The 12,658-nt window shown below is 71.9% G+C and carries 11 protein-coding genes; 7 read left to right on the forward strand and 4 right to left on the reverse strand.

The window, feature by feature from the left end:
- Positions 1-231: 231 nt before the first annotated feature.
- From ACWCRJ_RS11520 to ACWCRJ_RS11530, 3 genes are all read left to right on the forward strand, one after another.
- Positions 232-1,212, forward strand: coding sequence for an ROK family protein (locus ACWCRJ_RS11520; protein ID WP_450939076.1), 981 nt, complete (start codon positions 232-234; stop codon positions 1,210-1,212).
- Entirely contained in the window at positions 1,212-2,516 is a 1,305-nt protein-coding gene (nagA, locus tag ACWCRJ_RS11525; protein ID WP_450939077.1) for an N-acetylglucosamine-6-phosphate deacetylase, read from the forward strand. Before ACWCRJ_RS11520 ends, nagA begins: the two co-directional genes overlap by 1 nt.
- 116 nt (positions 2,517-2,632) lie before the next feature.
- Entirely contained in the window at positions 2,633-3,559 is a 927-nt protein-coding gene (locus ACWCRJ_RS11530) for a 1-phosphofructokinase (RefSeq protein ID WP_450939078.1), read from the forward strand.
- A gap of 10 nt (positions 3,560-3,569) precedes the next feature.
- Here ACWCRJ_RS11530 and ACWCRJ_RS11535 read toward each other — a convergent pair whose 3' ends face one another.
- Together ACWCRJ_RS11535 and cdgB are read right to left on the reverse strand one after the other, a co-directional pair.
- On the reverse strand, positions 3,570-4,559 hold the full coding sequence (locus ACWCRJ_RS11535; protein ID WP_450939079.1) for a carbohydrate-binding protein: 990 nt from the start codon (positions 4,557-4,559) through the stop codon (positions 3,570-3,572).
- Positions 4,560-4,772: 213 nt separating this feature from the next.
- A complete protein-coding gene (gene cdgB, locus ACWCRJ_RS11540; RefSeq protein WP_450939080.1) occupies positions 4,773-6,521 on the reverse strand; it encodes a diguanylate cyclase CdgB in 1,749 nt (582 codons plus the stop codon).
- Positions 6,522-7,214: 693 nt separating this feature from the next.
- On the opposite strand from cdgB, the gene ACWCRJ_RS11545 reads away from it, so the two are divergent.
- Positions 7,215-7,727, forward strand: coding sequence for a flavin reductase family protein (locus ACWCRJ_RS11545; protein ID WP_450939081.1), 513 nt, complete (start codon positions 7,215-7,217; stop codon positions 7,725-7,727).
- 93 nt (positions 7,728-7,820) lie between these two features.
- Here ACWCRJ_RS11545 and arfB read toward each other — a convergent pair whose 3' ends face one another.
- Entirely contained in the window at positions 7,821-8,249 is a 429-nt protein-coding gene (gene arfB / locus ACWCRJ_RS11550) for an alternative ribosome rescue aminoacyl-tRNA hydrolase ArfB (RefSeq protein ID WP_046916792.1), read from the reverse strand.
- Positions 8,250-8,439: 190 nt separating this feature from the next.
- On the opposite strand from arfB, the gene ACWCRJ_RS11555 reads away from it, so the two are divergent.
- Positions 8,440-9,015 carry a TerD family protein gene (locus tag ACWCRJ_RS11555; protein ID WP_107906089.1) on the forward strand — a complete coding sequence of 192 codons (576 nt, stop codon included), beginning with the start codon at positions 8,440-8,442 and terminating at the stop codon, positions 9,013-9,015.
- Positions 9,016-9,449: 434 nt separating this feature from the next.
- Positions 9,450-10,454, forward strand: coding sequence for a GNAT family N-acetyltransferase (locus ACWCRJ_RS11560; protein WP_450939082.1), 1,005 nt, complete (start codon positions 9,450-9,452; stop codon positions 10,452-10,454).
- A gap of 6 nt (positions 10,455-10,460) precedes the next feature.
- Here the strand turns inward: ACWCRJ_RS11560 and ACWCRJ_RS11565 are convergent, their stop codons facing one another.
- A complete protein-coding gene (locus tag ACWCRJ_RS11565) occupies positions 10,461-11,984 on the reverse strand; it encodes a M1 family metallopeptidase (protein ID WP_450939083.1) in 1,524 nt (507 codons plus the stop codon).
- 7 nt (positions 11,985-11,991) lie between these two features.
- Here ACWCRJ_RS11565 and ACWCRJ_RS11570 point away from each other — a divergent pair, with 7 nt between their 5' ends.
- On the forward strand, positions 11,992-12,492 hold the full coding sequence (locus tag ACWCRJ_RS11570) for a hypothetical protein (RefSeq protein WP_450939084.1): 501 nt from the start codon (positions 11,992-11,994) through the stop codon (positions 12,490-12,492).
- The last annotated feature ends 166 nt before the right edge of the window (positions 12,493-12,658 follow it).

Here is a 12,658-nt window from a genome sequence, read left to right on the forward strand (position 1 = left end):
ACCGCTATGCCGCTTTTCCTGCCCCCGGTGTTCGTCCGCCGCTGCCGCTGTCGCACTCCCACTGCCCCAACCTGTCGCACGAGCCCCGCGCACAACAGCCTGAATCACAGGCCCCGCGTCAAGGCCGTTGATCTCTCAACTTCCCAAACCTTCCATAAGGTCTACACCACAAGGTCTACACCACGTAAGTGGACTAGACCTCTCGCGGGTAAAAGGGCCACACTGTTCCCCGTGAGACATGTCATCGCCCTCGATGTGGGCGGCACCGGGATGAAGGCCGCACTGGTCGGGGCCGGCCCCGCGCCCGGCGCACCCCCCGTGCTGCTGCACCAGACCCGGCGCGCCACCGGACGCGAGCGCGGGGCGGAGGCGGTCGTCACCTCGATCCTCGACCTCGCCGCCGAACTGCGCGCGTACGGCGAGCGGCACTTCGGCGAGCCCCCCGCCGCCGCCGGGGTCGCCGTGCCCGGCATCGTCGACTCCGGCCGGGGCATCGCGGTCTACGCCGCCAACCTCGGCTGGCGTGACGTCCCCTTGCGCGACCTCCTCGCCGAACGCCTCGACAGCGTCCCGGTCGCCCTCGGCCACGACGTGCGCACCGGCGGGCTCGCGGAGGGGCGCGTGGGCGCGGGCCGGGGCGCGGACCGCTTCCTCTTCGTGGCGCTCGGCACCGGGATCGCCGGCGCGATCGGCGTCGACGGCCGGGTGGAGGCGGGCGCCCACGGCTTCGCGGGCGAGATCGGCCACATCGTCGTACGGCCCGGGGGCCTTCCGTGCCCCTGCGGTCAGCGCGGCTGTCTGGAACGGTACGCCTCCGCGGCGGCCGTCAGCGAGGCCTGGGCGGAGGCCGCCGGCGAGCCCGAGGCCGACGCCGCGGACTGCGCCAAGGCCGTCGAGTCGGGCGATCCGCGCGCGGTCGCCGTCTGGCAGCACGCCGTCGACGCCCTCGCCGACGGCCTCGTCACCGCCCTCACCCTGCTCGACCCCCGCACCCTCATCGTCGGCGGCGGCCTGGCGGAGGCCGGTGACACCCTCTTCGCCCCGCTGCGCACCGCCGTCGACCACCGGGTCACCTTCCAGAAGGTGCCCACCATCGTCCCGGCCGCCCTGGGAGACACCGCGGGCTGCCTCGGCGCCGGCCTCATGGCCTGGGACCTCCTCACCCCCACGACCCCCACGGCTCCCAAGGCCCCTTCGGAGGTAACCACCTGATGGCCCCCGCACTTTCCGACACCGGGTCCGACAGCAGCACCCCGTCAGGGACCGCGCATCCTGCCACCGGTTCCGACAGCGCCCCGTCAGGGGCGCGGGGAACTGCGCGACCAGCCCCCACGAGTCCGCGGTCGCCACACACAGCGCATCCCTATGTCCTGGAAGGCGCCAACGTCGTCCTCCCCACCGGCACGGTGAAGAACGGCCGTCTCACCATCGACGGCACCAAGATCTCCGACAACCCCCCGGAGAACGCCCACACCATCCCGGTCCACGACCACTGGCTGCTCCCCGGTTTCGTCGACCTCCACAACCACGGCGGCGGCGGAGCCTCCTTCACCTCCGGCACCGTCGAGGAAGTCCTCCAGGGCATCCGCACCCACCACCTCCACGGCACCACCACCCTCGTCGCCTCCACGGTCACCGGTGACATGGACGGCCTCGCCCACCGCGCCGGCCTCCTCTCCGAACTCGCCGAGCAGGGCGACATCGCCGGCATCCACTTCGAGGGCCCGTTCATCTCCCCGTGCCGCAAGGGCGCCCATGCGGAGGCCCTCCTGCGCGACCCCGACCCCGCCGAGGTCCGCAAACTGATCGACGCGGCACGCGGCCGGGCGAGCATGGTCACGCTGGCCACCGAACTCCCCGGCGGCCTCGACTCCGTACGTCTCCTCGCCGAACTCGGCGTCCTCGCGGCGATCGGGCACACGGACGCCACCTACGAGCAGACGGTCCAGGCCATCGACGCGGGCGCGACCGTGGCGACCCACCTGTTCAACGCCATGCCCCCGCTCGGCCACCGCGAGCCCGGCCCGATCGCCGCGCTCCTGGAGGACGAACGGATCACGGTCGAGCTGATCAACGACGGTACGCATCTGCACCCCGCCTCCCTGCAACTGGCGTTCCGTCACGCGGGCGCCGCGCGGGTCGCGTTCATCACCGACGCCATGGACGCCGCCGGCTTCGGCGACGGCCGCTACATGCTCGGCCCGCTGGAGGTCGAGGTCGCGGACGGTGTGGCCCGCCTGGTGGAGGGCGACTCGATCGCGGGCTCCACCCTCACCCAGGACCGCGCCCTCAGACGCGCCGTCACCGTCGACCGCCTCCCGATCGAGGACGCCGTCGCCGCCCTCTCCGCCAACCCGGCCCGCCTCCTCGGTCTCTACGACCGCATCGGCTCCCTCGACCCGGGCAAGGACGCCGACCTGGTCCTCCTCGACGCGGACTTCGACGTCAAGGGCGTCCTGCGCAAGGGCGAGTGGGTGGTGAACCCGTTCGGCGACCGGCCCGGTCAACTGGCCTGAAACGTCTGCCTGTCGGCACCCGGTTCGCGGCGGCGGACGGCCGGGGGGTCTGGGCCGGCCGCCGCGCGTTTGGCATGATCGAGCCTCCGCGCAGTCGTCCCAGGGGGTGAGCCCAGGTGATCCTCACGGTCACACTGAACACCGCTCTCGACATCACCTACCGCGTACGGGACCTCAGGCCCCACGCCACACACCGGGTGACGGACGTGACCGAACGCCCCGGCGGCAAGGGCCTGAACGTGGCCCGCGTCCTCGCGGCGCTCGGCCACGAGGTGACGGTCACCGGCTTCGCCGGCGGCGCGACCGGCCGGGCCCTGCGGGACCGGCTCACGCACACACCGGGTGTGGTGGACGCGCTGCTCCCGGTGGAGGGCGCGACCCGCCGGACGGTCGCCGTGGCCGACGCGAGCGGTGACACCACACAACTCAACGAACCGGGCCCGCTCATCTCACCCGCCGAGTGGGGCGCCTTCCAGGAGGCGTACGCCGATCTGCTGCGCTCCGCCTCGGTGGTGGCCCTGTGCGGCAGCCTGCCGCCGGGGGTGCCGGTGGGCGCGTACGCGGGTCTGGTGCGGACCGCCCGCACGCTGTCCGTCCCGGTCCTGCTGGACACCAGCGGCGAGCCGCTGCGGCGTGGGGTGGCCGCCCGCCCCGACCTGGTGAAGCCGAACGCCGACGAACTGGCCGAACTGACCGGCTCCCACGAGCCGTCCCGAGCGACCCGTGACGCCCGTCGCCGAGGCGCCCAGGCGGTCGTGGCCTCCCTCGGCCCCGAGGGCGTCCTCGCCCACACCCCCGACGGCGTCTGGCGCGCCGCCCCGCCCCGCCGCTTCCGCGGCAACCCGACCGGAGCGGGCGATTCGGCGGTCGCGGGCCTGCTCTCCGGCCTGACCGACCACCTCCCCTGGCCCGCCCGCCTGGCCCGAGCCGTGGCCCTGTCGGCGGCGACCGTACTGACCCCGGTCGCGGGCGAGTTCGACCGTCAGGCGTACGAGGAACTGGTGGGGCAGGTGACGGTGACGGAGGAGGTCACGGCGGCTTGAGCGGAGGCTCTCAGCTTCCGCCGTCCTCGTCCTTGCCGGTCAGGTACAGCTGGTCGATGTTGACGTCACAGGAGTTGCCCTCTTCGCACGAGATCTTGATCTCGTTGGTGCCCTTGTTGAGCTGGACGGCCGACCAGCTGTACGTCCAGCCCTTCTCGTAGTCGCCCTCCGGGGCATTCGAGAAGTTCTTGAGGTTGAGCGGGCGGCTCTGGGCCTTGCCGTTGACCGTGAGCGTGGCGTTGGCGTCCTTGCCGGGTACGCCGTAGACGACGTACAGCCGGTAGGAATCGGCCTTCGGGACGTCCTCCGCCTTCCACGTCACCGACGAACCCACCGAGTTGAAGTTCCCGACGTAGAACCCCCCGTCCGACTTGGCGCCGGGGACGTCGGACGCGATGGCCGCGTTGCCGCCGAGGAGGAGGGTCTTGGCCTCGGCCTTGGGGAGTTCCTGGGCTTCCGCCTTCTTCGACTTGCTGGCCGACGGGCTGGGGTCGGCGCTCTCCCCGGTGGTCGGGGTCGTCGAGGCGCCGGTGTTGTTGCCGGACGCGTCCTCGCCGTCGTCGCCGCCGAGCATGGCGATGCCGATGCCGATCACGACCGCCGCCACCACGGCGATCGCGCCGATGAGGAGGCCCTTGGTGTTGGGGCCACGGCCCCGGCCGCCGCCCCCGCCTTGGTGGCTCTGCTGCCGGGTCGTCGGAGGGCCGCCGGAGAAGCTCTCGGGGGCCTGGTAGTGCGCGTTCGGCCGGCCGGGGCCCGCCTGCTGGTGGCCGTACCCCTGCTGCGGGACCTGCCCGTACTGCGCGGTGGCGGCCTGCGGAGCCTGCTGGGTCTGCTGCCCGTACTGGCGTTCACCGACCGGCCGCGCACGGTTGACCGCGTTCGGGTAGCCGTAGCTCGCGCTGGGCGGCTGGGCTCCTCGGGCCTGCCCGTCCTCGTAGAGGTAGCCGAACGGGTCGTCGTCCTCGGGCGTGCTCGCGCCGTTGTTGCCGGGCGTCATCCCTAGGTCTCCTCAGCGGTGCGGTACTTACACGTACGGGTGGCGGGTTATTGCTCGGGGGTGTAGGAGAGCGAGCCTACCCGCTCGTGGTGACCGAAACGGGTGACTCGGACCTCATCGCCGGGCCCGCCCCTCGCCCACCAGGCCATTTCCTGCCACCGCACGCCTCTGACCTGCGGATATCGACCCATGTCTCCAGCGTCACCCCGGACGCTATCCGGCCCGCCTGTGCTGCCTGGGACGAGATCGTTTCTCGACGTACATCCGCTCGTCAGCTGATTTCAACACCTCGTCCGCCGTCATTCCGCAATGGGCCCATCCGATACCGAAACTGGCACCTACGCGCATTGCGCGGCCGTCGACCCGAATCGGCTGAATGATCTCGTTGCGCAGGCGTACGGCGAGGTCCTGGGCGTCCGCGCGGCCGAGGCCGTCGGCGAGGACGACGAACTCGTCGCCGCCGAGCCGGGCCACCGTGTCACCGTCGCGCACACCCCGGCTGAGCCGCCGGGCGACCTCGATGAGGACGGCGTCGCCCGAGTTGTGCCCGAACCGGTCGTTGATCGACTTGAACCCGTCGAGGTCGCAGAAGAGCACCGCGAGCCCCTTGGTCCCGTCGTCCCGCTCGTCCTCGGGCGCGACGGTGTGCACATGGTGGTCGAAGGCGTCGAACGGTCCGCCGGGCCGGTTGAAGTCGAATGCGTGCCCGCTGTGCCCCGCGGCCTCGTAGTCGTCGAAGGACGGGTGTGGCAGCCGCGCCGCGTGCTCCCCGAACTCGCCGTGCCCGGCGCCGGACTCCCCCTGCTCTCCGAAGGGCCCGAAGGCCGCGTTCATCGAGTCGGCCGCCGCGCCGGCCGGGAGCGACTGGGGGCGCTGACAGAGACGGGCGGCCAGGCGCGAACGCAGCTCGGCCGAGTTCGGCAGGCCGGTGAGGGCGTCGTGCGAGGCACGGTGCGCGAGCTGCAGCTCGCGCCGCTTGCGCTCCTCGATGTCCTCGACGTGGGTGAGCAGGAAGCGGGGCCCGTCGGCGGCGTCCGCGACCACGCTGTTGCGCAGCGACACCCAGACGTACGTCCCGTCGCGCCGCCCGAGCCGCAGCTCCGCGCGCCCGCCCTCGGCGGAGGTCCGCAGGAGGGTGCCTATGTCCTCGGGGTGGACGAGGTCGGAGAAGGAGTAGCGCCGCATCGCGGAGGCGGGCCGCCCGAGCAGCCGGCACAGCGCGTCGTTGGTCCGCAGGATCCGGCCGTGCTGGTCGCCGCCCATCTCGGCGATGGCCATGCCGGAGGGGGCGTACTCGAAGGCCTGCCGGAAGGACTCCTCGCTGGCGCGCAGCGCCTGCTGTTCCCTTTCGAGCCTGACCAGGGCACGCTGCATGTTGGCGCGCAGGCGGGCGTTGCTGATCGCGATGGCGGCCTGGAACGCGTACATCTGGAGCGCTTCGCGTCCCCATGCGCCCGGTCGCCGGCCGTTGCGCGGCCGGTCCACGGACACGACACCGAGCAGTTCCCCACAGGACGCGCCGCCGGCGCCCGGGGTGTACATCGGGGCGAAGAGACGGTCCGAGGGATGCCACTCGTCCTCGAACCGGGGAGCGGGGCCGTCGGTGTACCACTGCGGTACGTCGTCCTCGTCGAGCACCCAGCCCTCGGTGTGGGGTATGAACCGCAGGTCGCCCCAGGCCTCGCCCATGGTCAGCCGGCGTTCCCAGGATTCGCGGGAGCCGACGCGGCCGGTGATCAGGGCCTCGGCGGCGCTGTTCCCGGCGAGGGCGGCGACGACCAGGTCGCCGTCGGGGCGGACGAGGTTCACGCAGGCCAGTTCGTAGCCCAGGCCGTTGACCACGCCGTCGGCGACGGTCTGCAGCGTGTCGGCCAGGCTGCGCGCGGTGTTCATGTCCGCCATCACCTGGTGCAACTGCCGCAGCGTCGTCAGACGGACGTAGGGCTCCGAATCGGTTTCCATTCGCCCTCCCCCCGAGATCTCGTGGCAGCTCCAGGCTCCAGGTAACCTGCTTAACTCGCGGGCTTACTACCGCTTACAGTTCCCGCTTACAGCTTGCAGCGTCCCCGCCACTGAATCACAGCGCGAAGCCCACTCGGTACACAGGGTCAACAAAATATGGCTCCTGTGACTCAAGTCACAACAGAACATGAGCAATTGAGTGGAGTTTATGCGTTTCTCTCGTGCGTTTCCTGAACAGAATTCAGAACTCTGTGTAGGCGCTGTACGGGTGACTGACCGTGGCGGATGGCCGGCAGCCGGGCCCACCAGGGCTCCTGGCATGAGCCTGTCAGTGACACCGTGGAGCACCTCCGTCTGACGGCGGACGAGTCGGACAGGGTCAAAAGCGATCCCGACCGGACACGGAACCACATGGAGGCCGTCCGCGAGGGCGGGGGTCTTCCCCGTGGACGGCCGGGGTGGACGGCCGGGGTGGACGGCCGGGGTGGACGGCCTTTGCAAGGCCTTTGGAACCCCTCTGGAGCCCTAGGTCGCAGGTCCGGGGCCGGATCGGGCGGGGGCCCGATGTGGTGGGCGAGGGCCGGGAGCTAGCGTGCGGGCGTGCCGAAGAACTCGCTGTCAGACCCTCCCCCGGCTTCGCCCGCCCCCTCCCCGGTTTCGCCCGGCCTTCCCCTCTCGGTACATGCTGAGGGGGTGAGCGAAGACGAATTCCGCGCCGCGATGTCCCGGCTGGCGGCCGGTGTGGTCCTGGTCACCGCGCACGAGGCGGCGCTGGACCCGGAGGGGCCACGCGGCGAGGACGTCGGGATGACGGCCACCTCCTTCATGTCCGTGTCCCTCGACCCGCCCCTCGTCATGGTCAGCCTCCGCGAGGGCTCCCGGATGGACGACCTCCTCGCCGAGCAGCCGCTGTGGGCGGTCTCCGTCCTCGCCGAGCACCAGCGCACCGCCGCGGCCCGCTTCGCCATGAAGAACCGCGTGAGCGACCGCCTCCTCTTCGCGGACCTCGCGCACACCAGGGGCGGGATCACCGGAGCCCCCCTGATCGAAGGCGCCCTCGCCACCCTGGAGTGCCGCACCGAGCAGCGGGTGACCGCCGGCGACCACACCCTGGTCATCGGCCGGGTCCTCGCCTCGACGGCGGCAGGCGCGAACACGGGCCCGCTCAGCTACTTCCGGGGCCGCTACCGGCAACTGGCCCCGTAGGACGGGACGGGACGCGCGGCGAGGGACCGGCGGGGCCTGGGAGGACGCGGCAGGGCGCGCCAGGGAACCGCGCGTACGGACCGCGCGAGGGCCTCAGCCCCAGTCCCGCCCCTGCCGCCCCCGTTTGGTGTCGGACCGCTGCTTCTTCTCCCGCAGCCGCCGCTCGTTGATGCCGCGCGGGATACGGGTCGCCCGCCGCGGTTTGGGCGGCGGCGCGGTCGCCTCCGCGAGCAGCGCGGCCAGACGGACGGCGGCGGTCTCGCGGTTGCGCCACTGGGAGCGGTGCTCGGAGGCCCGGACGCTGACGACGCCGTCGACGAGCCGTCCCGCGAGCCGCTCCAGCGCCCGCGCCTTCCACACCTCGGGCAGCGCCTCGGTGTTCGCCAGGTCGAACCGCAGCTCGACCTGGGAGTCACTGGTGTTGACGTGCTGCCCGCCGGGACCGGAGGAGCGGGAGAAACGCCACTGGAGCTCGGCCTCGGGGAGCGAGACGGAGCCACGGATGACGTGAGGACCGGACATGCCCCCATGGTCGCGCGGATGTCCGGTCCACGTCACGCCCTTTTCACCGCGCCCGGGAAGCATGAGTAAAGAAAGTAAAAACCGCTGGAACCTCTGGCGCCCCTCCCGACGTTCATAGGGGTACAGGTAGCTTCGTCCCCGGCACGAAGCCCCGTAAGGCACGTACGCAACGAGGGAAGGACTCCCAACCATGGCTGTAAGCCTGTCCAAGGGTGGCAACGTCTCGCTCACCAAGGAGGCTCCGGGCCTGACCGCCGTCACCGTGGGCCTCGGCTGGGACGTCCGCACCACCACCGGCACGGACTTCGACCTCGACGCCTCCGCGATCGCGGTCAACCCGACGGGGAAGGTCTACTCCGACGGCCACTTCGTCTTCTTCAACAACAAGCAGACCCCGGACCAGACCATCGTCCACACCGGTGACAACCGCACCGGCGAGGGCGCGGGCGACGACGAGGCGATCAACGTCAACCTGGCGGGCCTCCCCGCCGACGTCGACAAGATCGTCTTCCCGGTCTCGATCTACGACGCCGAGAACCGCTCGCAGAACTTCGGCCAGGTCCGCAACGCGTACATCCGCATCGTCAATCAGGCCGGCGGCGCCGAGATCGCCCGCTACGACCTCTCCGAGGACGCGGCCACCGAGACGGCGATGGTCTTCGGCGAGCTGTACCGCAACGGCGCCGAGTGGAAGTTCCGCGCCGTCGGCCAGGGTTACGCCTCGGGCCTCGTCGGCATCGCCCAGGACTTCGGCGTCAACGTCTGACGTCTCCTGACGGCCCGACGGCTCGGCCCCACGGCTCGGCCCGACGGCTCGGCCCGACGGCCCCATGGCTCGGCCCGACGTCCGGAAGGGGCGTCGCCGCCCCGCCGCACGCACTGCCGAAGGCCCCGCCACGACACTCACCGTCGCGGCGGGGCCTTCGGCCGTCCCGGACGCGCGCGCCCCCGCCGCGAGCCCCACTCACCCCCGGTTCACACCCGCCAGTCGGCGGAGTACTGGATGTGCAGCGAGGCGGGCACGCCCCGCCGGTACCACGGGCGCGACCAGGGCCCCGCGCCCAGTTCGACACAGAAGTGCTGGGCGCTCGGATGCCGGTACGGGGAGGACGGGGCCTCGTCGACGAGGTGGCGCAGAAGGGTCCGGTCGGGCCGCTCGGTCCCGCGCCGTTGTCGGACCCGGTCGATAGCGTGCGGGTCATGCTGCTCACACCCCTGCGCACCGCCGAGGACGGAACCGTCCCCGGCCCCCTCCTCACCGAACTCACCGCCCTGTACGCCTCCCACCGCGACTTCTACGCCCTGAGCGGTGACTTCCCGGACGCGAACGACATCCGACCCGAACAGGTGGCCGCGGCACTGTCGGTGGAGCTGGCCGACCCGGAGGCGGAGATCCTGCTCGCGCGCGACGCCAGGGAGGGCGGCGAGACCGGGCGGGGCGGCGAGGGGCGGCTCGTCGGGGTCGCCATCACCCTGGCCCGTCATCCCGATCCGGCCGACCCCGACCCGTGGATCGGGCTGCTGCTCGTCGACGCCACCGCGCAACGGCGGGGGTACGGGAGCCGGTTGGCGAGCCTCGTCGAGGAACGGTTCCGGCGGGCCGGGCGTACCGCCGTACGGTTGGCGGTACTCGACAACAACCCTGAGGGCCTCGCGTTCTGGACGGCCCTCGGCTACGAGGTCGTGGAGCACCGCAGGGACCGTCAACTGGGGCGCCCCTGCGCCGTGTTGCGCAAGACGCTGCGTACGGCACGTCAGGCCGCGCGAGTCGCCGTACTCGATCCGGACGGCGCGGTCTTCCTGTTCGAGTACCACAACGAGGAGGTGGGCTCGCACTGGGCCCTGCCCGGTGGCGGTCTGAAGGCCGGTGAGACACCGCGCGAGGGAGCCCTGCGGGAACTGCGCGAGGAGACGGGCTGGACGGACGTGGAGCCGGACGCCTTCCTCCACACCTGGACCCACGACTTCACCCGCGCCGGCGTCCCCGTCCGCCAGCACGACCACATGTACGTGGCCCGGGGCCCGCGCCGCGAGCCGGTCGGCGGCCTCCTCGCCGCCGCGCGCGCCGAGGAGGGCATCCTGAGCTGGCGCTGGTGGACCCGCCGGGAACTCACCGAGGCGAGCGGGGCGGTATGGCCGCCCGAACTGCCCCGGCTGCTGACGGAGTTCGAGGACTCGGAGCGGTCGCCGCGACGAGGGAACTGACTCCCCTCAGGCCCGCGGCGGTCTTCCCTCCCCGTACAGCCAGTCCTTCCAGACCGGGCTCAGGTCCGCGTCCGGAGCCGCCTTTCCGGCGAACGTCTCCACGTACGCCGTGAAGCCGGCCGTGTCCGCGTTGCCGTGGCGGTGGGCGGTCGCCCAGCCCCGGAGCAGCCCGAAGAAGGCGTCGTCGCCGACGGCCTCGCGGATCTTGTGCAGCACCATGGCTCCGCGCTCGTACACCGGGCTGTCCGAGATACGGGCGGCGCTCGGCGGCTTCGCGGGCGGGAAGTCCCAGACGGCCTCGCTCTCGTCGGCGTCCTGGGAGTACTCGCCCTCGTACAGCGCGTCGAAGGTCTCCTGAGCGGTGTCTCCGCCGTGGTCCTCCTCCCACAGCCACTCGGCGTAGGTGGCGAAGCCCTCGTTGAGCCACATGTCCCGCCAGCTTCTCGGGGTCACGGAGTCGCCGTACCACTGATGGGCCAGCTCGTGGACGAGAAGCGGGAGGCCGGGCGCGCCGGGGAAGACGGGGCGGTTCTGGGTCTCCAGCGCGTACGCCACGTCCTCCGGCCGGTCGACGATCGCACCGACGGAGGAGAAGGGATACGGGCCGAAGTACCCCTCCGCCCAGTCGACGACCTCGGGGATCCGGTCCAGGACCGCACGGCTGTCCTCGGCCTGGGTGGGATCGACGGCGACGTACACCGGAAGCCGGTCCGTGCCCCGGTCCATGCCCCGGTCCGTGCCCCGGCCCACGCCCGCTTCGACCGTCGAGCGCCTGATCTCGAACCGGCCGATAGCGATCGTGGCCAGATAGCTCGCCATCGGCTCGTCGACGCGCCAGGAGTACGTCGTACGGCCGCCCTCGCCGGACTCGCTCGTCAACTCCCCGTTGGAGACGGCCCGCAGGCCCTCGGGGACGGTGACCGTGATGTCGTAGGTCGCCTTGTCGGAGGGGTGGTGGTTGCCGGGGAACCAGGTCATCGAGCCGGTCGGTTCGCCGAGGGCGAGGACGCCGTCGGCGGTCGGCAGCCAGCCCTCCCGGGAGCCGTCCGGGTCGGTGATCGTCTTCGGGGTCCCCGAGTACCGCACCCTCGTACGGAACGTCTCCCCCGCGCCGAGTCCGCCCCCGGGGGTGACCGTCAGCTCCTGTCCCGCCCGCTTCCAGCGCGCCGCCGCGCCCTCGACGGCGACCGACTCGACGTCCATCCCCGACAGGTCGAGGTTGAACGAGCCGAGGTCCCGGGTCGCCCGAGCGGTGATCACGGCGGTGCCGCGCAGGCGGCCGCCGGCCCCGGCCTCGGACGGGGGTGTGTATCCGAGGGTGAGGGTGTAGTGCGTGACGTCGTAGCCGCCGTTGCCGAGCTGCGGGAAGTAGGGGTCCCGCAGGCCGGCGGCGCCCTTGCCGGCCCCGGCCTCGCCACCGCCCTCGGCGCACGACGTGAGCGTGAGTGCCAGTGCGACGGTGAGCAGGGCGGCCGGGACAACCGGTGCGGATCGGGACACGTCGGCGATCCTATGAGGACATGACACCATCGCCTACGTGCTCGACATCGGCTACGCCCTCTCCAACCGCTTCCCCGACCCGCCGCAGACGGACTACCGCCGCGCCGACGTGTACGCGCTGCGGCACGACCTGTTCTGCGGGGACGTCTACCTCGCCGACGCGAAGGCGGACCGGGAGCTGTCCACAGCCTGGGGATGGGTGCCGGTGCTGGACTTCGCGTGGGCGCTGTGCGACATCGTGGAACGGCTCGACCGCGACCCGGCCGGGTCCCGCGCCTCCCGGCCCCAGCACGCGGAACTCGACTTCACCGAGTCCACCGACCGCATGCTCTTCGAGCGGCGCTTCGGCTGGGTGGACGTCGAGGCGGACTGGATGCGGGCCGAGGACCCCCCACTGACCTTCTCCCACTCCGAACTCCGCCGCGAGGCCCGCGACTTCCTCCACGACGTGATCGCCGACCTCTGCGATCTCCACGAAGCGCTGGCCGAGAACCCAGCGATCTGGACCCTCCAGTCCCGCTTCCCGAGGATGCCGTAGGGGGCGTGCCCGAGTGCGGTCAGCAGGGCGTCCAGGTTGTTCGTCACACAACGACCTTGGACGCCCTGTCCGCGTTCCCGGACACACCGTCAGCATGCGAATGACTCGGCCGGGGCGCCCGCTGCGGGGAACGAAACGAATTCCGGCCGGAGCGGGCTGTCCCTTG

The organism is Streptomyces sp. NPDC002324 (assembly GCF_053593335.1).